The sequence below is a fragment of the Microbacterium sp. bgisy207 genome (assembly GCF_965345035.1).
GTDB lineage: Bacteria > Actinomycetota > Actinomycetes > Actinomycetales > Microbacteriaceae > Microbacterium.
The window spans coordinates 127,537-147,486 of sequence record NZ_CBDRMG010000004.1; the positions used below are offsets into that span (position 1 = coordinate 127,537).

General features: G+C 68.7%; 23 protein-coding genes. 6 read left to right on the plus strand and 17 right to left on the minus strand.

Annotated features, from left to right (window positions below; translation table 11 throughout):
* Positions 1–28 precede the first annotated feature (28 nt).
* From ACSGC5_RS05080 to ACSGC5_RS05110, 7 genes are all read right to left on the minus strand, one after another.
* A complete protein-coding gene (locus ACSGC5_RS05080) occupies positions 29–895 on the minus strand; it encodes a metal ABC transporter permease (RefSeq protein ID WP_228179493.1) in 867 nt (288 codons plus the stop codon).
* Positions 892–1,740, minus strand: coding sequence for a metal ABC transporter ATP-binding protein (locus tag ACSGC5_RS05085; RefSeq protein WP_434969538.1), 849 nt, complete (start codon positions 1,738–1,740; stop codon positions 892–894). Before ACSGC5_RS05085 ends, ACSGC5_RS05080 begins: the two co-directional genes overlap by 4 nt.
* A complete protein-coding gene (locus ACSGC5_RS05090; protein WP_228179491.1) occupies positions 1,737–2,741 on the minus strand; it encodes a metal ABC transporter solute-binding protein, Zn/Mn family in 1,005 nt (334 codons plus the stop codon). The genes ACSGC5_RS05085 and ACSGC5_RS05090 overlap by 4 nt, the downstream gene beginning before the upstream one ends.
* A gap of 78 nt (positions 2,742–2,819) precedes the next feature.
* On the minus strand, positions 2,820–4,196 hold the full coding sequence (locus tag ACSGC5_RS05095) for a dihydrolipoamide acetyltransferase family protein (protein WP_228179490.1): 1,377 nt from the start codon (positions 4,194–4,196) through the stop codon (positions 2,820–2,822).
* A gap of 100 nt (positions 4,197–4,296) precedes the next feature.
* Entirely contained in the window at positions 4,297–5,262 is a 966-nt protein-coding gene (locus ACSGC5_RS05100) for an alpha-ketoacid dehydrogenase subunit beta (RefSeq protein ID WP_228179512.1), read from the minus strand.
* A 62-nt stretch (positions 5,263–5,324) separates the two neighbouring features.
* On the minus strand, positions 5,325–6,455 hold the full coding sequence (locus ACSGC5_RS05105) for a thiamine pyrophosphate-dependent enzyme (protein WP_228179489.1): 1,131 nt from the start codon (positions 6,453–6,455) through the stop codon (positions 5,325–5,327).
* Between the two features lie 10 nt (positions 6,456–6,465).
* Positions 6,466–7,569 (minus strand): histidinol-phosphate transaminase, encoded by a 1,104-nt coding sequence (locus ACSGC5_RS05110; RefSeq protein ID WP_228179488.1) that lies wholly within the window; start codon positions 7,567–7,569, stop codon positions 6,466–6,468.
* Positions 7,570–7,660: 91 nt separating this feature from the next.
* Between ACSGC5_RS05110 and ACSGC5_RS05115 the strand changes: the two genes are divergently transcribed.
* Positions 7,661–8,056 (plus strand): phage holin family protein, encoded by a 396-nt coding sequence (locus ACSGC5_RS05115; RefSeq protein WP_228179487.1) that lies wholly within the window; start codon positions 7,661–7,663, stop codon positions 8,054–8,056.
* 7 nt (positions 8,057–8,063) lie between these two features.
* Here the strand turns inward: ACSGC5_RS05115 and ACSGC5_RS05120 are convergent, their stop codons facing one another.
* On the minus strand, positions 8,064–9,485 hold the full coding sequence (locus tag ACSGC5_RS05120; RefSeq protein WP_228179486.1) for an alpha/beta hydrolase: 1,422 nt from the start codon (positions 9,483–9,485) through the stop codon (positions 8,064–8,066).
* A complete protein-coding gene (locus ACSGC5_RS05125; protein WP_228179485.1) occupies positions 9,482–9,769 on the minus strand; it encodes a hypothetical protein in 288 nt (95 codons plus the stop codon). Before ACSGC5_RS05125 ends, ACSGC5_RS05120 begins: the two co-directional genes overlap by 4 nt.
* Positions 9,770–9,905: 136 nt before the next feature.
* Here ACSGC5_RS05125 and ACSGC5_RS05130 point away from each other — a divergent pair, with 136 nt between their 5' ends.
* Together ACSGC5_RS05130 and purB are read left to right on the plus strand one after the other, a co-directional pair.
* Positions 9,906–10,412, plus strand: a complete 507-nt coding sequence (locus tag ACSGC5_RS05130) for a low molecular weight protein-tyrosine-phosphatase (protein ID WP_228179484.1) — start codon at positions 9,906–9,908, stop codon at positions 10,410–10,412.
* A 55-nt stretch (positions 10,413–10,467) separates the two neighbouring features.
* On the plus strand, positions 10,468–11,877 hold the full coding sequence (gene purB / locus ACSGC5_RS05135) for an adenylosuccinate lyase (protein WP_228179483.1): 1,410 nt from the start codon (positions 10,468–10,470) through the stop codon (positions 11,875–11,877).
* Between the two features lie 14 nt (positions 11,878–11,891).
* Here purB and ACSGC5_RS05140 read toward each other — a convergent pair whose 3' ends face one another.
* The 3 genes from ACSGC5_RS05140 to ACSGC5_RS05150 form a co-directional block, all read right to left on the minus strand.
* The gene (locus ACSGC5_RS05140; protein ID WP_228179482.1) at positions 11,892–12,245 is read right to left on the minus strand and encodes an amino acid transporter; all 354 of its coding nucleotides are present in this window, start codon (positions 12,243–12,245) and stop codon (positions 11,892–11,894) included.
* Positions 12,242–12,895, minus strand: a complete 654-nt coding sequence (locus tag ACSGC5_RS05145) for an acyl-CoA synthetase (protein WP_228179481.1) — start codon at positions 12,893–12,895, stop codon at positions 12,242–12,244. The genes ACSGC5_RS05140 and ACSGC5_RS05145 overlap by 4 nt, the downstream gene beginning before the upstream one ends.
* Before the next feature lie 90 nt (positions 12,896–12,985).
* Positions 12,986–13,981, minus strand: coding sequence for an aldo/keto reductase (locus ACSGC5_RS05150; protein ID WP_228179480.1), 996 nt, complete (start codon positions 13,979–13,981; stop codon positions 12,986–12,988).
* Between the two features lie 71 nt (positions 13,982–14,052).
* On the opposite strand from ACSGC5_RS05150, the gene ACSGC5_RS05155 reads away from it, so the two are divergent.
* Entirely contained in the window at positions 14,053–14,547 is a 495-nt protein-coding gene (locus ACSGC5_RS05155; protein WP_434969539.1) for a GNAT family N-acetyltransferase, read from the plus strand.
* Positions 14,548–14,637: 90 nt separating this feature from the next.
* On the opposite strand, the gene ACSGC5_RS05160 is transcribed toward ACSGC5_RS05155, so the two are convergent.
* From ACSGC5_RS05160 to ACSGC5_RS05170, 3 genes are read right to left on the minus strand one after another with little or no spacing between them, the layout of a single operon-like run.
* A complete protein-coding gene (locus ACSGC5_RS05160; RefSeq protein WP_228179397.1) occupies positions 14,638–15,423 on the minus strand; it encodes a dienelactone hydrolase family protein in 786 nt (261 codons plus the stop codon).
* A gap of 8 nt (positions 15,424–15,431) precedes the next feature.
* Positions 15,432–16,235: an alpha/beta fold hydrolase gene (locus ACSGC5_RS05165; protein ID WP_434969541.1), complete on the minus strand. Its 804-nt coding sequence runs from the start codon at positions 16,233–16,235 to the stop codon at positions 15,432–15,434.
* A gap of 47 nt (positions 16,236–16,282) precedes the next feature.
* Positions 16,283–17,239 carry a LysR family transcriptional regulator gene (locus ACSGC5_RS05170; RefSeq protein WP_228179399.1) on the minus strand — a complete coding sequence of 319 codons (957 nt, stop codon included), beginning with the start codon at positions 17,237–17,239 and terminating at the stop codon, positions 16,283–16,285.
* An 85-nt stretch (positions 17,240–17,324) separates the two neighbouring features.
* On the opposite strand from ACSGC5_RS05170, the gene ACSGC5_RS05175 reads away from it, so the two are divergent.
* Positions 17,325–18,014 (plus strand): aspartate/glutamate racemase family protein, encoded by a 690-nt coding sequence (locus tag ACSGC5_RS05175; protein WP_434969542.1) that lies wholly within the window; start codon positions 17,325–17,327, stop codon positions 18,012–18,014.
* A gap of 24 nt (positions 18,015–18,038) precedes the next feature.
* Here the strand turns inward: ACSGC5_RS05175 and ACSGC5_RS05180 are convergent, their stop codons facing one another.
* Positions 18,039–18,452, minus strand: coding sequence for a VOC family protein (locus tag ACSGC5_RS05180; RefSeq protein WP_434969543.1), 414 nt, complete (start codon positions 18,450–18,452; stop codon positions 18,039–18,041).
* A 107-nt stretch (positions 18,453–18,559) separates the two neighbouring features.
* Between ACSGC5_RS05180 and ACSGC5_RS05185 the strand changes: the two genes are divergently transcribed.
* The gene (locus ACSGC5_RS05185; protein ID WP_434969544.1) at positions 18,560–19,528 is read left to right on the plus strand and encodes a squalene cyclase; all 969 of its coding nucleotides are present in this window, start codon (positions 18,560–18,562) and stop codon (positions 19,526–19,528) included.
* Here the strand turns inward: ACSGC5_RS05185 and ACSGC5_RS05190 are convergent.
* On the minus strand, positions 19,506–19,913 hold the full coding sequence (locus tag ACSGC5_RS05190) for a helix-turn-helix transcriptional regulator (RefSeq protein ID WP_363497824.1): 408 nt from the start codon (positions 19,911–19,913) through the stop codon (positions 19,506–19,508). The genes ACSGC5_RS05185 and ACSGC5_RS05190 overlap by 23 nt on opposite strands.
* Between the last annotated feature and the right edge of the window lie 37 nt (positions 19,914–19,950).

Below are 19,950 nucleotides of genomic sequence, written 5' to 3' on the forward strand. Positions count from 1 at the left end.
TGTGCAGGCTGGGAGCTGGCGCGCTCCCTCACGCGAACCGCGCCCGTGTCACCCGACCGCGCCGGCCGCCGACGAGGCGGCAGACGAGATAGATCAAGAACGAGATCGTCGTGATGTAGGGACTCACCGGGAGGGTTCCGGCGATCGCCAGCAGGATGCCACCCACTGCCGACACGAAGCCGAAGCCGGCCGCCAGCAGCGGAACGCTCCAGGGCCCGGATGCGATGCGCATGGCAGCAGCAGCGGGGGTCACGAGCAGGGCCATGACCAGGAGCGCGCCGATGATGTGGATCGCCACGGCGACGATCAGCCCGAGCAGCAGCATGAATCCGAGCGAGACCGCCGTGACCGGTACGCCGCGCGCTGCAGCGGATTGCGGGTCAAGCGAGTCGAAGCGCAACGGCCGCCAGATGAAGAGCAGTCCGAGCAGAACCAGGATGCTGATCGCGATCAACCACCCGAGCTGCGCGTTCTGCACCGAGACGATCTGACCCGTCAGCAGGCTGAACCGGTTGGCGCTGCGACCGCTGTATAGCGAGAGGAACAGGATGCCGAGGCCGAGGCCGAACGGCATCAGCACGCCGATGAACGAGTTACGGTCCCGCGCCCGCGCGCCGAGCCATCCGATGAGCCCGGCGGCGATGAGCGAGCCCACGATCGACCCCGTCACGACATCCCAGCCGATGAGGAGCGCGAATGCGGCTCCCGCGAACGAGAGTTCGCTGATGCCGTGGACGGCGAAAGCCATGTCGCGCTGCATCACGAAGACGCCGACGAGGCCGCCGACCAGGCCCAGCACTGCCCCCGCGATGACCGAGTTCGACACCAGCGCGAGGATCGCGCCATAGTCAGCCAATCCCCCGAACATCGCGTCGCCGATGTCAGACCAGTTCATACGTGCACCCCACCGGGTTCGTCGCCGTCGTGGTGGTGATGGTGCGAGACCTCGGCATCCGGCGCGCCCACGACCACGAGGCGATCGCCTGCCCGCAGCACAGCGACGGGAGCGCCGTAGAGGTCACTGAGAACGCTCGTCTGCAAGACCTCATCGGGCTTTCCGAGCGTGAAGCGCCCCCCGGCGATGTAGAGGATGCGGTCAACGACGTCGAGGACAGGGTTGATGTCGTGCGTGACGAAGAGAACCCCGGTGCCGCGCTGGCGGCGATGCCTGTCGATGAGCGCCACGATCGCCTGCTGGTTGGCCAGGTCGAGACTCGTGAGCGGCTCGTCGCACAACAGCAGGCCGGGGTCGTCGGCGATCGCCTGCCCGATGCGCAGCCGCTGCTGCTCGCCGCCGGAGAGTTCGCCCACGGGCCGGTCGGCGAACCCCTCGGCGCCGACGTCTGCCACCAGCACATCGACGCGTTCGCGATCGCGCCGGCTTGGGAGGCTGAAGCCGAACTTGTGGCCGGTGACACCGAGGGTCACGAGGTCGCGACCGCGCAATGCGGTTTCGGGCGGAAGGGGGCGCTGCTGGGGTACGTAGCCGATGTGCCGGTTGCCCCGGCGCTCGACCCGGCGACCGCTCGTCTCGATCGCCCCAGCGCTCAGGTGCTCGAGGCCCAGGATGGCACGCAGCAGCGTCGTCTTGCCGGAGCCGCTGGGTCCGAGAACCGCGATGAACTCGCCGGGTTCGACGTCGAGGTCGAGCCCGGCCCACAGTTCCCGCTCGCCACGGCGCAGCGCCGCTCCGCGGATGCGGAGCGGCGGCTGGGCGTCCGAGGTCGCGCTGGAGCTCACGCGTCGAGCGCGTCCGCGAGCTCCGCGATGTTCTGCTGCATCCACGAGATGTAAGTCTGGCCCTCCGGGAGGGTCTCCGTGAACTCCAGCACCGGGATTGACTGCGCGGTCGCGGCATCGATGACCTGCGTGGTCTCGGCGCCGCCGGTCTGTGCGTTGGCGATGACGACCTTGACGGAGCCGTCTTCGACGATGCCCAGCGCCTCGAGCAGAGTTGCGGGGGGCACGTCCTGCCCCTCCTCGACTGCCTCGCTGAACGCTTCGGGCGTCAGGTTCTCGAGCCCGGCTGCCACGATCAGGTAGACGGGCACGGGCTCGGTGACGAAGACTCCGGTGCCGGCGTGAGCTGCCGAGATCTCGTCGAGGGATGCCTCCAGCCCGGCGATCTGGTCGATGAAGGCTGCAGCGTTGGTCTCGAAGAGGTCGGCGTTGTCGGGGTCGAGCGTCGAGAGCTCCTCAGCGATGGCTTCGGCGAGGTGCTCCATGGTGTGCGGGTCGTACCAGACGTGCTCGTTGAATCCCTCGATGTGCGCGTGGTCGTGACCGTCCTCATCGGTGTGGTCGTGACCCTCTTCCTCCGCGTGGTCGTGACCTTCCTCCCCAACTTCGCCCTCAGCGGGGTAGTCGTGGTTGAAGGTGGCAGCGGTGATGACGGGCGCCGTCGTGCCGCTGGCCTCGATCATGGCATCCATGAAGCCGTCGTATCCGCCGCCGTTCTCGATGATGAGATCGGCTTCCGAAACCGTGAGCTGGTCCTGGGCCGTCGGCTCGAACTCGTGCGGGTCCTGAGCCGACGACGTGATGATCGAGGTGACGGTGACGGCATCACCCCCGATCTCTTCGGCGATCTGACCGTAGACGTTGGTCGACGCGACGACGCCGATGGTTGCTTCGGCCGGGGAGGATGTCGCCGGCGTTCCACCCGTGCCGGCGCAGGCCGTGAGCGTGAGGGCGGATGCCGCGCCGAGCGCGAGCAGGGTGGAAAGTCGTCGGGTTGTCATGTCGACAATGATAACGGCGGTGAGAATCATTATCAAAACGGGCGGCCGGTACATTCCGGCATTCCCGAGCGCGACGGGTCAGTCGAGCAGCAGCGCGGGTTCCTCGAGGATCGACGCGACGTCGGCGATGAAGCGACTCATCCCATCGCCGTCGATGACGCGGTGGTCGAACGAGCCCGAGACTGTCGTGACATAGCGCGGGCGCACCTCTCCGTCCACGACCCAGGGCTTCTGCCGGATCGTACCCATCGCGACGATGCCTGACTCTCCGGGGTTGATGATCGGGGTGCCGGCATCCATTCCGAACACCCCGATGTTGGTGATCGTGATCGTGCCGCCCTGCTGGTCGGCAGGCGTGGTCTTGCCCTCGCGCGCCGTGAGGGTGAGCTTCTCGAGGGCCCGTGCGAGCTCTCGCATGTTGAGGTCCTGGGCGTCCTTGATGTTCGGCACCAGAAGCCCGCGCGGGGTGGCCGCAGCGATCCCGAGGTTGACGTAGTGCCGCACGCTGATCTGGGCGCCGCCGTCACCGTCGACCCACGCCGCGTTCACCATCGGCGTGCGGCGTACCGCCCAGATGACGGCGCGCGCCATGATCAGCAGCGGCGAGACCTTGACGTCGGCGAAGTCGGGGGATGCCTTGAGTCGCTTGACGAGCTCCATGGTGCGGGTCGCGTCGACATCCGTCCACACCGACACGTGCGGTGCCGAGTACGCCGACTGCACCATCGCGGTCGAGGTGGCCTTGCGCACACCCTTGACCGGGATCGACTCGACCCGGCCCGCCGCCTGCGCGAACGGCGAGGCGACGCCGTTGGGGGCGGGAGGCGCTGGTGCCGCTGCCGGTGTCACGGTGATGGTCTCTTCGCGCACTTCGGGCCAGTCGGGAGTCTCGATATTGCGGAAGACGCTTGCCTGCGACGCGTGCTTCACGACGTCCTCGCGGGTGACTTCGCCGGCCTCACCCGAGGGGGTCACGGCGGCAAGGTCCACGCCGAGATCGCGCGCGAGCTTGCGGATCGGCGGCTTCGCGATGACCCCGACGGATGCCGTCACCGGCCGCTCAGCGGGCTTGCGGCGACGCGAGGTGACAGCTCCACCCGTCCCGTATCCGACCAGCACCGCGCCGCCGCCCTCAGCACCACCTTCCGCTGTCTCAGATTGCGCGTCGCCGCCCCCGGGAGCGTCGGTCTGTGACAGCGGAGCGGATGCGGCGGGAGCCGTCTCGATCGTCACGATCGGGGTTCCGACGGCGACGGTCACGCCCTCCTCGACGAGCGTCTCGCCGACCGTGCCGGTAAACGGCGAGGGCAGTTCGACCAGGGACTTGGCGGTCTCGATCTCGACGAGCACGTCGTTGACCTGCACGGCGTCGCCGGGCGCGACCTTCCAGGTGACGATCTCGGCCTCGGTCAGGCCCTCCCCCACATCGGGGAGAACGAAGGTCTGCGTGCTCATGTCGGTCCTTTCGCGGTGCACGAACTCCTGCACCTCGGTGGTCTGTGCCTCAGTATCGCCGTGTCCGTGCCGACATTGCAGGAGTTAGCGCCATCGGGTGTCAGTAGGCGAGGGCGCGGTCGACGGCCTCGAGGATGCGGTCGGCATCCGGCAGGTAGGTGCCCTCGAGCTTGGCGGGTGGGAACGGGGTGTCGAACGCCGAGACCCGCAACACCGGCGCCTCGAGCGAGAAGAACGCGCGTTCGGTCACGGTAGCGGCGATCTCGCTGCCCAGGCTCGTGAAGCCCGGGGCCTCCTGTGCATAGACCATGCGGCCGGTGCGGCGCACGGAGTCGAGGATCGGACCGTAGTCGACCGGTGAGAGCGAACGCAGGTCGACGACCTCACAGCTCGTGCCCTCGGACTCGGCGAGAGCCGCTGCCTGCAGCAGTGTGCCGACCATGGCGCCGTGGCCGACGAGAGTCACATCGGTGCCGCGGCGGACGATGCGGGAGGCGTGAAGTGGCAGGGCAGGGGCAGTCGTGTCCACCTCGCCCTTCTGCCAGTACGCGCTCTTGGGCTCAAGGAAAATCACTGGGTCGTTGGAGGCGATCGCCTCCTGGATCATCCAGTACGCGTCTCCCGCGGTGGCGGGGCTCACAACCCGCAGGCCCGGGGTGTGCGTGAAGTAGGCCTCGGGGCTCTCCTGGTGGTGCTCGATCGCGCCGATGTGCCCGCCGTAGGGGATGCGAATGACGACCGGCATCGACACTGCCCCCTCGAGGCGGTTGGTCATCTTCGCCAGCTGCGAGGTGATCTGATCGAACGCCGGGAACACGAACCCGTCGAACTGGATCTCGCACACCGGGCGGAACCCGGCCATGGCCAGCCCGATCGCGGTACCGACGATGCCGGACTCGGCAAGGGGCGTGTCGAGCACCCGCTGCTCGCCGAATTCTGCCTGCAGCCCCTCGGTCACCCGGAACACGCCGCCGAGACGACCGATGTCTTCACCCATGAGCAGGACGCGGTCGTTCGTTGCCAACGCCTGCCGCATACCGGCGTTGAGCGCGCGCCCCAAGGGCATGGGCCCGGATGCCGGAGCCGCGGCGGCCGCGGAAGCCTGGCCGGTGGAGGTCGAGACGGTGGTCATCGGGTGCCTCCCTCGAAGGATGCCTCGTACTCGGCGAGCCAGCGGCGCTGCTCGTCCATGAGCGGGTGCGGGTCACTGTAGACGTGAGCGAACATCGCGTCGCGCTCCAGTCCGCCGAGCTCATTCGTGCGCACGCGCAGATCATCGGCAGCGGCGGCGGCCTCGGCATCCACCTCGTCGAAGAGCGTGAAGGGGGCTCCGCGATGCTCGAGGAAGGCCCGCATTCGTGCGATCGGGTCGCGCTGAGCCCACAACTGCTCCTCGTCGGAGGTGCGGTACTTGGTCGGGTCGTCGCTCGTGGTGTGGGCACCGATCCGGTAGGTCATCGCCTCGATCGCACGGGGCCCTTCGCCGCTCCGCGCCTCGTCGAGGACACGCCGAGTGACGGCGTAGCTGGCGAGTACGTCGTTGCCGTCGATGCGGATGCTCGGCATCCCGTACCCCTCTCCGCGCCGCACGAGCGGCGTGCGGGACTGGGTCGCGACCGGCACCGAAATGGCCCACTGATTGTTCTGCAGGAAGAAGACTTCGGGCGTGCGGTAACTGGCAGCGAAGACCATTGCCTCGTGCACATCACCCTGGCTGGAGGCGCCGTCGCCGTAGTAGACGATGACGGCTTCGTCACGCTCTAGGTCGCCGGTGCCACAGCGTCCGTCGAAGACCAGGCCCATGCCGTAGCCCGTGGCGTGCAGCGTCTGGGCCCCGAGCACCAGCGTGTAGATGTGGGTGTTGCCGTTGGCCGGGTCTGTCGGGTCCCATCCGCCGTGCGAGAGTCCGCGCATGAGCTTGATGATCCCGATCGGATCCACGCCCCGGATTCGGGTGACGACGTGCTCGCGATAGGAGGGGAAGAGGTGATCCTGCGCGCGGGCGGCGCGGGCCGAACCGACCTGTGCTGCCTCCTGTCCGAGGCTCGGGGGCCAGAGTGCGAGCTGTCCCTGGCGCTGGAGGTTGGTTGCCTGCCGGTCGATCGCACGGATGACGACCATGTCGCGGTACAGCATCTCGAGGTCGGAGTCGGCGAGCGCGTTCACGAGCTCGAGGTACGGCTCGGCTGCCGGACTGGGCGCGAGGGAGCCGTCAGCGGCGAGGATGCGGACGAGCTCAGGTTCTTCTGGCTGGGTCACGGTCCCTACGCTACCCGCGTGCGGGGTGCCCTTCCGGGAGGTCCTCTACAACGGAACCCGCGATCCGTAGCACTCTGTCCACAGACTCATGCTCTCCGACGGATATGCGAACACCCTCTCCCGCGAAGGGCCGGACGACGATTCCGCCGTCATGGAAGGCGTCGGCCACAGCCAGCGTGTCGGGTCCGGTGGCAAGCCACACGAAGTTTCCCTGGGCCTCGGGGACGCGCCATCCCTGGTTCCGCAGGCCTGCCGCGAGCGCATCGCGGCGCGTGGCGATCTCGGCTACCCGCTCGAGCAGCTCGTCGCGTGCGTCGAGGCTCGCCAGGGCCGCCTCTTCAGCGTGGGCGGTGACAGAGAGCGGGATGGCGGTGCTGCGCGCGGCATCCAATACCCGCGGGTGACCGATCCCGTAGCCAACGCGGAGTCCCGCGAGACCGTAGGCCTTCGAGAAGGTGCGCAGCACCACGACATTCGGATGCCCCGCCTGCAGCACCCGCACGCCGTCGACGGCATCCGGGGCGGTGACGAACTCGGCGTACGCCTCGTCGAGCACGATCAGCACGTCGCGAGGGACACGGGCGACGAAGTCGTCGAACTCGGATTGCGTGACCACCGGACCGGTGGGGTTGTTGGGGCTGCACACCAGGATCGTGCGGGTGCGGTCGGTGACAGCATCCGCCATCGCAGCGAGATCGTGGCGCGCGTCGGCGGTGAGCGGCACACGCACGGATGCCGCGCCCGACACCTCGACCAGCGACGGGTAGGCCTCGAACGAGCGCCACGCGTAGATCACCTCGTCGCCGGGACCTGCGGTCGCCGAGATGAGTTGCGCGATGAGCGAGACGCTTCCGGCGCCGATGTGCACGGCGTCGGGGCTCACGCCGTAGTCGGCGGCGATCCGATCCCGCAGCCGCGCAGCGCTCGCGTCGGGGTAGCGGTTGACCGCCGTTACCCCGCGCATCGCGTCGATCACGCCAGGGAGCGGGTCGTACGGGTTCTCGTTGCTCGAGAGCTTGAACGCGTCTGGAGCCGCCTGTCGGCCCTGCTTGTAGGGGGGCAGCGCCGCGATCGCGGGGCGTACGCGAACGGGGATCGGGTCGGGTTCGGTCACTCCATGAGTTTAGGACCGGGGCGGTTTCAGGACCGGCCCGAGTGCGCGACCGGGCTGTTACCTGTCTGCACCCTCGTGAAAGACTGCGGGCATGAGTTTACTCGTCCGCATCGTCGTGAACGCGTTCTCGATCTGGATCGTCACCCTGATCCCTGCCCTCGGGGTCACTGTCATCCCGTTCGCACCGGGGGAGACGCTGCAGTTGGTGCTGACGCTGCTGCTGGTGGCGCTCATCTTCGCGCTTGTGAACACCATCATCGGCACGGTAATCAAGGTGCTCGCCTTCCCGATCTACATCCTGACGCTCGGGCTCATCTCGCTGGTGATCAACGGCTTCCTGCTGTGGCTGACCGCCTGGTTCACGCAGTGGTGGGACTGGGGTCTGCGAGTCGAGGACTTCTGGTGGGGTGTGGTCGCGGCCCTTCTGATCTCGATCATCAACTGGTTCATCGGGATCCTCCTCCGGCCCCGCCGCAACAACGACTGAGTCGGCCTCAGTTGCCGCCTCGATCGGCGGCGTATTCGGTGACGGTCACGCTCTCGGCCGACCCGAGGTCACGCCACAGTTCCCGCAGCGCCGCAGTGCGGGGGTCACTCGAGGCATCCACCATCGCCGCCGTCTCGGCGTACCGCTCGATGCCGTGCGCTGCCAGGGTCAGGTCTTGCACGCCGCCCGTCGGGTCGGCCACCCGCTCCGCAACGAAACTTCCCGGCGCGCCCACCGTCTCGGCGTGACCGCCGCCGGCGAGCCCCGCGACGGGATCGTCGGTGTGACGGATGCCGACGCTGAGCACGCTGTCGGGCACGGCTGCCTCGACGGGTGAGCCATAGGTGACGAGGGTCTGCACGTCGTAGGTGCCCTCCATCGCGAGAGCAGAAGCGAGCATCGCTCCCTGCGAGTGGCCGAAGACGTGGACCGGCTCGCCGGGAGCCACGCCTGCCTCGCGGAGGGCGAGTTCGACGGACTCGAGGGACGCCGATCTCTCACCCCCGTACAGCTCGAGGTTCGAGCGCATGTCGAACGGGTCGCCCGAACCGCCGGAGATGGTCTGTGTCCCGGCGATGTAGACGGCCGCCTGCGACCCACCGCCGGGCATCGCGTAACGCTCGACGCGCACCCGGGCCTCAGCGGCGCCGGGCACGCGGCGGGCGGCATCCGCCAAACCCGTCAACGGCCCCGATGCCAACGCTGATGAGGGGGTTGGGGCTACTGCGCGCACGGTAGTCGGCGCGGTAGGGGCTCCGGGCGGCGTGGCTGGAGGTGCCGTGGGCGGGTGCCGGGTCCCGCCGCGATGCCCGGGCACTGATGTCGAGGGCGCCGTGGCCGCGGCATCCGCCGCCGGAGCGCCCGGCGAGACCGGCGCCCGCGACATCCGGCCGAAACCCGCGAGCGCCACCCCGCCCCAGAGCACACCGGTGCCGACGGCCAGGGGAAGGGCCATCCCGGGAATCCACCACGTCGCAGCCGCAGCCTGGCGGGCCATCTCGATCGGACCGCCGCTGCGCCACCCGCGCACCGCGGTGTCGGCAGCGCGCGCGGCGTCCGGGTACTCCTGCTCAAGCAACGCCATCCGCGACTCGATCGCTCGCGCCGCATCGGCATCACCGGCGGCGGCCGCTGCCGCGTGCTGCGCCCGCAGTTCGATGAGCTCATACGCTGCAGCGAGCCCGTCGAGGGCTGCCGCGAGCGCCGCCGGTTGCTCCGCAGCCCGGTCAGCGCCGCTTGCGAGCCACCGCGCCTCGAGGTCAATGCCGAACCGGGTCGCGGTGGCTGCGGCATCCGTTGCCACCCAGCGCGCCCGGTCCGCGAATTCGCCCAGACGGATGCCGAACTCGCGCAGCCGCCCGGCAACCGCTCGCAACAGCTCGGTGTCGACGGCGATAGCACCGCCGCTGCGGATCTCCAGATCGCTCACGCCCCAGCTCCGGCCAGACCGAAGCCGGGGTACCCGCCCGCGATGGACCACGGATGCGGCGCTCCGACGTCGGCGCGCAGATCGAGGGCGCGCTCTCGCAGGCCGCGCAGCGCCGCCACAAGCTCCGCCATCTCGGTCTGGAACTCGGCGACAGCCGGCGTCTCCCAGCCACTGACCCGCGCGATCGCCTCGGCGTCGGCAGCGAGGTCGTCAGCCCACGACGCGAGCGCCGCGAGCTGTGCCCGTACGGCACCGGCCGCCGGTGACGCACACAGCTCATCCATTCGTCCACGGTCGCTGACCCTCGGGGCGCGGGATGCGGCATCCGTCACGTATTGTCGACGGTTCGGCCCCCGGCGAAACCGGGGAGGAGGCGACGAACTGATGCGATCGCCGGGCAGGAGGGGTATGAATGAACGCATGACTGCGAACGCCGTCGAGCCGTTTCGCGTCGTCTTCGTCTGCACCGGCAACATCTGCCGGTCTCCCATGGCCGAGGTCGTGTTCCGCGCCCTGGCCGACAGTGCGGGCGTCGGCGACCGCGTGCTCTCCACCAGCGCCGGCACGGGAGACTGGCATGTCGGCGAGCGCGCCGACGAACGCACCATTGAGGCGCTCGCCCGGCGCGGCTACGACGGCGCGCGCCATCGCGCACGGCAGTTCGGCAGGGCCGATTTCGATCGCAGCGACCTGGTGCTTGCCCTCGATCGCAGCCATGAGCGGATCCTGCGCGGCTGGGCACACTCGGACGCGGATGCCGACAAGATCTCTCTGCTCATGTCGTTCGATGCCGGGGCCCCGACCCTCGATGTGCCCGACCCGTACTACGCCGGCGAGGCGATGTTCGACGAGGTGCTCGGTATGATCGAGAACGCCAGCCGCGCACTCTTCCGCCAGCTGGAGCCGGCGCTTCGCCCCGCGCCCTGAGGCGATCATCGCCCGGCGCGACGGGAGCCCGGACCGCAGATCCGACAGGAGTACCGTGACCTCCCTGCCCCGTGAGCACGACGCCAGCTCGTTCGGCGATCAGCCGCTGAGTCCCCTCGACGGACGGTACCGCGCCGCGGTGGCACCCCTGAGCGACTATCTCTCGGAGGCCGGCCTCAACCGTGCCCGCGTCGAGGTCGAGGTCGAGTGGCTGATCGCCCTCACCGACCGTTCCCTGTTCGGCACAGCACCGCTCGAGGAGACGCAGAAGGAACGCCTTCGCGCGCTGTACCGCGGCTTCGGCGCCGACGAGATCGCGTGGCTCGCCGAGAAGGAGTCAGTGACCCGCCACGACGTGAAGGCCGTCGAGTACCTCGTTCGCGACCGGCTCAGCGAGCTCGGACTCGAGCAGATCGCCGAACTGACCCACTTCGCGTGCACGAGCGAGGACATCAACTCGGCCTCCTACGCACTCACGGTGCAGCGCGCCGTCGTCCAGGTCTGGCTGCCCCGACTCCGCGTCGTGATCGACCGGCTCGCCGCCCTCGCCCACGAGCACCGGGACGCTCCCATGCTCTCGCGCACCCATGGGCAGCCGGCGACCCCCACCACGATGGGCAAGGAGCTCGCCGTCTTCGTGTGGCGACTCGAGCGGGTCGAGCGGCAGATCGCGGCATCCGAGTTCCTCGCGAAGTTCTCGGGCGCCACCGGAACCTGGTCAGCCCACCTCGCCGCTGAGCCCGACACCGACTGGCCGGCCCTCTCGCGCGAGTTCATCGAGTCGCTCGGGATCGGGTTCAACGTCCTGACGACCCAGATCGAGTCGCACGACTGGCAGGTCGAGCTCTACGACCGGATCCGGCACGCGGGCGGCATCCTGCACAATCTCGCGACCGATGTCTGGACCTACATCTCGCTCGGGTACTTCTCGCAGATCCCGGTGGCCGGCGCGACCGGCTCGTCGACGATGCCGCACAAGATCAACCCGATCCGCTTCGAGAACGCCGAGGCGAACCTCGAGATCTCGGGTGGGCTGCTGGCCACGCTGGCGCAAACACTCGTCACCTCGCGGCTGCAGCGGGACCTCACCGATTCCACGACGCAGCGCAATATCGGCGTCGCCCTGGGGCACTCGCTGCTCGCGCTCGACAACCTCGCCCGGGGATTCACCGAGATCTCGCTCGCGCAAGCCGCGCTGGATGCCGACCTTGAGGGTAACTGGGAGGTCCTGGCCGAGGCGATCCAGACCGTGGTGCGCGCTGAGATCGTGGCCGGACGCTCGCAGATCAGCGACCCCTACGCGCTGCTGAAGGACCTCACACGGGGGCGGCGCGTTGGCGTCGCCGAGCTCGCGGAGTTCGTGCGCGGTCTTGACATCGGGGATGCCGCGAAGGAGCGCCTGCTCGCCCTCACGCCGGCGTCATACACGGGTCTCGCATCGGACCTCGTCTCCGAGATCGAGTGAGCCCCGGCTGAGCTTTAGGCGGTTGGTGCTGAGGAGCCGCCGGCCTCGCGGTCATCGGGCGCGGTCGCCGATGCCGCGTCGCCGTCGGGCTCGTCGTCCAGCAGCACGGGCCGATCAATGGTCTTGGTCACCTGCGCGGGGTCGATCGCCAGCAGCAGGAGTGCGAGCGCGACGAGGGTGACCACAAAGGTCACTCCCGCGACGATGAGCGCAACGACCAAAGCGTTCTGCACGTCTTCGGCGGGAATCTGCTGGAAGAACCCCATCGAGACGAGCGTCACGATTCCCGCGAAGAGGGCCGCAGCGAAGGCGAGCCCCAAGAGCTGAACGGGGCGCATGATCTCCCGGCGCGAGGGCTTGTCGGTCATGGCTTCCTCTCGGCCGTCGCTTCGGTGACCGCCGCCGCGGCCTCGGCATCCGTCTGGCGCGGCGAGAACGCAGCAATTCCGAGGTACACGGCGACGATCGCGGCGTAACCACCGAAAATGCCGACGGCGATGGTGATTCCGGTCAGGGTGAAAGTCTGTCCTGCTTCTTCGATCGTGTAGGTGAGGGCGTACTGCACCGGCACCGCGACGAGCCCCAGTCCGAGCAGGATGCCCAGTGCACCGACGAAGATCGCGTCGCGACTCTGCGAGCGCGGCAGGTGTGTCATCCGTCGCGCTCGGATACCCGCGACGAGTTCGACGATGCCGCTGAGCACAGCCCAAGCGATCACGGCGACGAAGAACATCGTGTCGGTTCGAAGGCCCGGCATCCCGGTTGCCATTCCGGCGAGGAGAGCGAGAATGCCGAGCAGCACCGCTGCCCACCGGTCGCCCTTCGGGAAGATCAGCCACACCGCGGCGAACCACACCAGACCCGTCGCGATCGCGAAGCCACTGAACACGGCGAGGCCGACGGCAGCGGAATGATCAGGGGAGAAGGTGATCATGACGGCCGCCAGCGCGGCGAAGAAGGCTCGCGCCAGCTGAAGATGCCTCACCTCGAGGGTGCGGAGGGGTGCAGCGCTGGTCACAACACTCAAGTCTATTCGTCGCGGCATGCCTGATCGGCGGGCCCGGGCTTCGCGCTCACCCCGCGGCCATGCACCGACGGGGGCGCTGGGTCACCACAGGGGATGGATCGCGTCGCGCAGGTGACGGTCGTAAACCCCGTGAACCGCCGCGTCGAACCCTTCGAGATCGAACGCGCCGGGCTCGAGCAGAGCCCCTGCGGCAGCGTTGGCCTCAGCCTGCTGAGGCGTCCGTGCGCCGGGGATCACAGAGGTGATGCCGGGCTGGGCGGCGATCCAGGCCAGGCTCGCTGCGGGAAGTGAGACTCCCTCGGGCAGCGCGGCAGCCAGCTCGGATGCCGCGGCGATCCCGACCTCGAAGTCGACGCCCGAGAACGTCTCGCCGCGGTCGAACGCCTCGCCGTGACGGTTGTACGAGCGGTGGTCATCGCTGGCGAATGTCGTGGCCGTCGTGTACTTGCCCGAGAGCAGCCCGGAGGCCAGCGGCACCCGCGCGAAGATCGCGACCTGGGCGGCGGCTGCTGCCGGGAGCACCTCGTCGAGCGGCTTGAGTCGGAAGGGATTGAAGATGATCTGCACGTTTGTCACGCCCGGGCGCGCAATGGCGGCGAGCGCCTGCTCGCACGTCTCCACCGATACGCCGTAAGCGGCGATGAGGCCGTCTTCGACGAGCCGGTCGAGCGCATCGAAGAGGTCGTCGGCAGCGATGACGTCGGTAGGCGGACAGTGCAGCTGCACGAGGTCGAGGGTGTCGACGCCGAGGTTCTCACGGGAGCGCTCGGTCCAGCCCCGGAAGGCTTCTTCGGTGTAGTTCTCGCGCAGTTGGTCGACGCGGCGTCCCATCTTCGTCGCCACGGTGATGCCGTGATCGGGTCGCGACGCGAGGAAGCGGCCGATGAGCTTCTCCGACCGGCCGTCTCCGTACACGTCCGCGGTGTCGAAGAGCGTCACGCCGGCGTCGGCGGATGCTGCGAGCACCGCCAGCGCGTCATCCTCGTTGACCGCGCCCCAGTCGGCGCCAAGCTGCCACGTACCGAGGCCGATTGCCGAGACGAGACGGCCAGTTCTTCCGAGGGGGCGCTGCTGCATGCATCCACTCTGCCACCCGCCGCCGACGTGCGGGCCGCGGCGCATCCTGCGGGAGGCTCTAGGGTATGGCCATGCCCGTCTCCTACCACTGCGCTGCGGCCACGGATGTTCCGCCCGAGACGCTGTACCGGATGCTGTGGCTTCGGCTTCGCGTGTTCGTGGTCGAGCAGCGCGCGGCCTACCCGGAACTCGACGGCCGCGACATCGAGCCCGGCGCGGAGCTGATGTGGGCGAGCGACGGCGATGAGGTGCTGTCCACCCTGCGCATCCTCGTGGACCCGACCGAGATGCGCATCGGGCGGGTTGCCACTGACGCCGCAGCCCGCGGGCGCGGCATCGCGGCAGAGCTCATGCGTCGCGCCGTCGCTCGATGCGAGGAGCGGGAACCCGGGGTGCCGATCGTGCTCGACGCACAATCTCAGCTCGCCGACTGGTACGCGCGTTTCGGGTTCGAGGTATCGGGTCCGGCGTTCTCGGAGGACGACATCCCGCACGTACCGATGCGCCGCCCCGCGGGAGGCGGCTGGCGCCCGTCGAACCCCCGCCAACAAGCCCGATCCCGCTGAGCCAGCCCGCACTGCCGGCTCGTTCGGCGCGTGCTGGCTCGTTTGGTATTGGTGGAGGATGCCGACCTCGCGATCTGAGGGCTCGACGCCTTAACCGGTCAGGCGCTCGCGCAGGAAGTCGACCAGGAGTTCGTTCGCGCGATGGGTCGGGTGGGCGGGGACGTCTGCCGAGGCATCCGTCAGTACGGAGTGCGCGTTAGCGGGGATGCCGTGAGGATTGCCGGGCGACGAGTCGATCTCGAACGCACGCCAGCCCTCGCCGAGCAGGCGCTCGAAGGCGGCGAAGCGCTGCGGCGGCACGCTGCGGTCCTGCGTGAATCGAAGTCCGAGGGCACACAGGCCGTCCGCGGCGCGGCGGCTGACCGCCGCCTCCTCGATAATGCTCAGACCCGTCGCCGACTTACCTGCCCCGATCGGCGGCGGCATCGCCGGCTGCGAAAGCACGGGGGCCAGCACGCTCTCGTCAGCTGCTGCGGCGAGCGCGAATCCGCCCGAGAAGCACATCCCGATCACGCCCACACCGGGCCCGCCGCATTCGGCATGCAGTTGGCGGGCGAGTGCCCGCAGATAATGGGCGATCGGCCGGTCGGCGCGGCGCGCGAAGGCCGCGAACTCCCGCGAGACGCACATACGAAGCGCCGAGCCCGCGATGTATCCGCCGCTGATGGGACGCTCCGGCGTGCCGATCACCGACGGCATCGCGACCCGAAAACCGGCCGCAACCAGGCGCTCCCCGAGAGCGATCACCTCGGGGGTGGCTCCCGGTAACTCGGGGACCAGGATGACTCCCGGCCCGTCGCCCCGGTAGTAGACGTCGTGGCGTACCCCCTCGTGCTCGAAGGGGATCATCTGCCACTGCGCGAGAAGCTCGCTCACGCGCTCAGTCAATCACTCGTGGCGAAGAACTCGACGCCGGCGGCCCGGAAGTCGCGGGACCCTGGGGTGTTGAAGTGGTGCCGGTCGGGGATCTCGACGAACGTGCCGTTCGGAGTCGCCTCGGCAAGGCGCCGCGACCGCGGAAGAATCGCGTCTTCGCTGCCGGTCGCAAACAGCACGGGCTGTTGCGGAGGCCGGTCGGGGTCGGGGTCGCCGTCCTCACCGAAACGCATTCCCTCGGCGAGCGCGACGAGAGCTGTCAGATCGTTGCCCGGGACTCGCTCGGCCAGGGTCACGTAGTTGTTGGTGACCTTGTCGGTCACCGGAGTGCCGTCGGCGACATACGCCTTCGCCTGGTCGAGCTGGAGGCGTGCCAGCGGCGTGCCGTCGGGGATGCCGCCGAGAACTGCACGGGTCACCAGCTGCGGGCGGTCGACAGCGAGCTGCCATCCAACCCGAGCGCCGAGCGAATAGCCGAGGTAGCGCGCGGAGTCGATCAGGTACGTGTCGAGCACTGTTGCGAGGTCGTCGATGAACGCGGGCATCTCGTACGCGCGAGGATCGTGCGGCTTGTCGCTCGCACCGTGTCCGCGCTGATCCACGCCGAGAACGCGGAATCCGGCGCGAGTGAGGTCGCGGACCCAGCCGGTGTTCACCCAGTTGTCGCGGCAGCTCGACGAGAACCCGTGGACCGCGAGCACAGTCTCGGCGTCGGGATCGCCCCACGAGTACGTGGCGATGCGGTACCCCTCGCCCACCATGACGTACTGCGGGTCGGGCATTTCGGTCAGCGGGCGCGGTGCGGCATCCATGGGCCCATTCTTCCGCGGGCACGGGGAAGCGGGGTCGGATGCCGAGATCAGACCCTTTCCAGGGCCTGGGCTGCCCGCTGTATTGCAGCGAGCGCTGCGCCCACCGACGGCACTGACCGCGCACTGCGCCGCGTGATGGCCGAGACACGGCGCGGAGCATGGTCGGCGAGGGGATGCACGGTCACGTCGGGGTTTCGGCTCGCACGAAGGGCGAGGGAGGGAAGGACGGCGACTGCCATGCGCGTGGCGACCAGTGCCTGCACGACGACGTAGTCATCAGTGCTGTGACGGATGTCGGGAGTGAACCCCGCAGCCGAGGTCGAGGTCAACAGGTGTTTGCGGCAGCTGATGCATCCGGTCACCCACTGTTCGTCGGCAAGATCGTCGAGCCGGATCTCGGACCGCGCCGTCAGCGGATGCCCGGGGGGAAGGACGATCTGGAGTGGATCAACCCCGAGGGGGGTGCGATCAGCGTCGGCCGGAACCGAGACGTGTCCATCGTCGTACTCGAAGACGATGGCGATATCGCACGCCCCCTCCTCGAGCGCGCGGAGGGCCTCGGGTGGTTCGAGCTGCTCCAGCCGCAGATCGATCCCCGGAAACCTCTCGGCCAGGTCGCTGACGGCACGCGCCGCGATCGTGGCGCTGGCCGACGGGAAGGATGCGATCCTCACGCGGCCCGCGCGCAGGTGAGCGTGGTCGGCGAGCTCGTGCTCGGCGTCATGCAGAGCTGCAGCGAGGGCGTCGGCGTGACGCAGCAGGGCGCGCCCGGCATCCGTCACGACCACCCCGCGGCCCTCCCGCGCAAGGAGGGGAACGCCGGCGACCGCTTCGAGGCGCCGGACGTGTTGGCTGACCGCCGGCTGCGTCCAGCCGAGCACCTGAGCAGCGCCGGTGAGTGATCCGGTGCGTCCGACCTCGCGGAAGATCAGGATGCTGCGGGGGTCGAGCGCCGGCAGGGCGCGCGGCGCATCCAGGTCGGCGTGCGTCTCGTGCGGTTCCATGTCACCCCATTCATTAGCACTGCTTTGGTTTCTTCATACAAGTATGCCGTTGTGCTGAAGTATCGCGCGGTGGTCTTGTTGAAGCATGAAAACCATCGGCCTGCTGGGCGGCATGAGCTGGGAATCCACCGCGGAGTACTACCGCATCGCGAACCAGACAGTGCGCGATCGGATGGGCGGGCTGCACTCCGCGAAGATCCTGCTCGACTCCGTCGACTTCGCCGAGATCGGTCTGATGCAACGCGAGGATCGGTGGGGCGATGCGGCCGACCTTCTCGCGACCCACGCGCGCGGGTTGCAGGATGCCGGCGCCGAGATGGTGCTCATCTGCACCAACACGATGCATAAGGTCGCACCAGAGGTCTCTGCGGCGATCGATGTTCCGCTGCTGCACATCGCGGATGCCGCTGCAGTTGCGGTCCGCGCCGCCGGACTGTCTCGGGTCGGGCTCTTGGGCACGGCATTCACGATGGAGCAGCCCTTCTACCGGGAACGCCTGGCCGAACACGGCTTGGACGTCGTCATCCCCGGTGATAGGGACCGCGAACTCGTGCACCGCGTGATATTCGACGAGCTCGCGATGGGCGTTGTCAGCGACGAGTCCCGCGCCGCGTACCGCCGCATCATCGAGGGCCTGGTCGCCGATGGTGCTGAGGGAATCATCCTGGGCTGCACCGAAATCGAACTGCTCGTAACGGGGGAGGACTGCCCCGTCCCGGTGTTCCCGACCGCCCGCCTGCACATCGAGGCGGCGGTCGAGGCAGCCTTCGCGTGATCTACAGCCCGGGAGTGCGACGCGTCAGTCGGTGAGCTGCTGAATGCGGATGAGGTTGCCGGCGGGATCACGCACCGCGCAGTCCCGTACACCGTAGTCCTGATCGATCGGCTCCTGCACGATCTCGGCACCGGCGGCCTCGAGAGCCGCGAAGGTTGCGTCGAGGTCGCGGGTTGCCAGGTTGATCCCGAAGTACGAGCCCTTCGCGATCAGCTCCAGCAGTGTCGTGCGGTCCTGGTCGGTCAGTCCGGGGGTAGCGGCCGGCGGATGCAGCACGATCGCGGTGTCGGGCTGGCCTGCCGGACCGACCGTGATCCAGCGCAGGTCCTCGTACCCGACATCCAGCCGCACCTCGTACCCGAGAACGTCGCGGTAGAAGGCGAGCGACTGCTCGGGCTCGAGATGAGGAAGAAAGCTCGAGTGAATAGTGGTCTGCATACCCGTCACGGTAGTGGCCGCATCCGGTGTGCGCTTCTCGATTCGTGACCGATAGGGGCGCCCGCGACCCACTGTCGCGTGTCGGCGGCGTGACTTACCCTTCGCGCATGGACCGTGACGAGCTCGAGCAGTGGCTGTTGGATTCCGACCCCACACTGCGGTGGCAGGTGCAGCGCGATCTGACGGGTGCGCCCGAAGAGGTGTGGCAGGCGACGCGGGCGAGCATGGCGCATGAAGGCGACGCCGCGCGGCTGCTCGCGCTGCAGGATGCCGATGGCCAGTGGGCTGGGGGCGCCTACTTTCCGGCGGGGTATACGGGCGAGGGACCAGGCCAGCCGTGGACCGCAACGACCTGGACCCTCACGACGCTTCGCGAGTGGGGACTGGATGCCGCAGCCCTGGCCGGGACGGCCGAGAAGCTGCGCGAGAACGCTCGGTGGGAGTACGACGATCTGCCGTATTGGGATGGCGAGACCGACGTGTGCATCAATGCCATGACCCTCGCCAACGGCGCGTGGCTCGGAGCTGACGTCTCGCCGGTCGTGGAGTTCTTCGTAACCAAGACGCTGCCCGACGGCGGGTGGAACTGCGAATGGGTCGAGGGATCTACACGCTCCTCGTTCCACTCCACGATCAACGCGGTGCGCGGCATCCTGGCGTATGAGCAGCTCACGGGCGATGACACCCTGACGAAGGTCCGTCATCGCGGGGAGGAGTATCTGCTCGAGCGCCGCTTGCGCTACCGCCTGTCGACGGGCGAGCCGGTGGGGACGTGGGCGGATCTGCTGATGTACCCCTACCGGCACCCGCATACGGCGCTGAAGGCCGTCGAGTACTTCTCCGAGGCTGCCGCTCACGACGGCGTTCGACCCGACCTCCGCATTGCCGAGACCATCGACAGAGTTCGGGACGCACGGCAGCCCGACGGCAGATGGCTGCAAGGCGACAAACTCGAGGGCGCAGTGTGGTTCCCCCTGGACGTCGAACCGGGTGAACCGTCGAAGTGGGTGACGTTTCTCGCGCTGCGCGCGCTTCAGCGCTGGGATGCTGCGGTCAGCGCCGGATCGGCCGAGTGACCTGTTTCGCGACACAGGGAATCAGGCCCGCCGCGTCATGTTCGGCGAGCGCCCGATAAGCACTCGGCGGCATTCCGACGAGCTCGGTGAACCGGGTGCTGAAGGTGCCGAGGGACGCGCAACCCACCGCCAGCGACACCTCGGTGACGCTGAGATGTCCCCGTCGCAGCAGTGTCATGGCGCGCTCGATCCGGCGGGTCATGAGGTACGAGTACGGGCTCTCGCCGAAGGCCGCCTTGAACTTTCGGCTCAGGTGCCCCGCTGACATGTGGGCGCCCCGGGCGAGTTCCTCGACATCCAGGGGCGCGGCGTACTCGCGGTCGATGCGGTCCCGGACGCGGCGCAGGAGCGCGAGATCGCGAAGATCGTCGGGATTCGGAGGCATGGTGCCCCGAGTCTCACACGATGTGGCGCGCGCTGTC

Bases quoted from the DNA above. Each gene is read 5' to 3' on its own strand.
- ACSGC5_RS05080 (WP_228179493.1), bottom strand. From the start codon at position 895: ATGAACTGGTCTGACATCGGCGACGCGATGTTCGGGGGATTGGCTGAC.
- ACSGC5_RS05090 (WP_228179491.1), bottom strand. From the start codon at position 2,741: ATGACAACCCGACGACTTTCCACCCTGCTCGCGCTCGGCGCGGCATCC.
- ACSGC5_RS05095 (WP_228179490.1), bottom strand. From the start codon at position 4,196: ATGAGCACGCAGACCTTCGTTCTCCCCGATGTGGGGGAGGGCCTGACC.
- ACSGC5_RS05100 (WP_228179512.1), bottom strand. From the start codon at position 5,262: ATGCCCTTGGGGCGCGCGCTCAACGCCGGTATGCGGCAGGCGTTGGCA.
- ACSGC5_RS05115 (WP_228179487.1), top strand. From the start codon at position 7,661: ATGAGTTTACTCGTCCGCATCGTCGTGAACGCGTTCTCGATCTGGATC.
- ACSGC5_RS05125 (WP_228179485.1), bottom strand. From the start codon at position 9,769: ATGGATGAGCTGTGTGCGTCACCGGCGGCCGGTGCCGTACGGGCACAG.
- ACSGC5_RS05130 (WP_228179484.1), top strand. From the start codon at position 9,906: ATGACTGCGAACGCCGTCGAGCCGTTTCGCGTCGTCTTCGTCTGCACC.
- ACSGC5_RS05140 (WP_228179482.1), bottom strand. From the start codon at position 12,245: ATGACCGACAAGCCCTCGCGCCGGGAGATCATGCGCCCCGTTCAGCTC.
- ACSGC5_RS05150 (WP_228179480.1), bottom strand. From the start codon at position 13,981: ATGCAGCAGCGCCCCCTCGGAAGAACTGGCCGTCTCGTCTCGGCAATC.
- ACSGC5_RS05155 (WP_434969539.1), top strand. From the start codon at position 14,053: ATGCCCGTCTCCTACCACTGCGCTGCGGCCACGGATGTTCCGCCCGAG.
- ACSGC5_RS05165 (WP_434969541.1), bottom strand. From the start codon at position 16,235: ATGGATGCCGCACCGCGCCCGCTGACCGAAATGCCCGACCCGCAGTAC.
- ACSGC5_RS05170 (WP_228179399.1), bottom strand. From the start codon at position 17,239: ATGGAACCGCACGAGACGCACGCCGACCTGGATGCGCCGCGCGCCCTG.
- ACSGC5_RS05175 (WP_434969542.1), top strand. From the start codon at position 17,325: ATGAAAACCATCGGCCTGCTGGGCGGCATGAGCTGGGAATCCACCGCG.
- ACSGC5_RS05180 (WP_434969543.1), bottom strand. From the start codon at position 18,452: ATGCAGACCACTATTCACTCGAGCTTTCTTCCTCATCTCGAGCCCGAG.
- ACSGC5_RS05185 (WP_434969544.1), top strand. From the start codon at position 18,560: ATGGACCGTGACGAGCTCGAGCAGTGGCTGTTGGATTCCGACCCCACA.
- ACSGC5_RS05190 (WP_363497824.1), bottom strand. From the start codon at position 19,913: ATGCCTCCGAATCCCGACGATCTTCGCGATCTCGCGCTCCTGCGCCGC.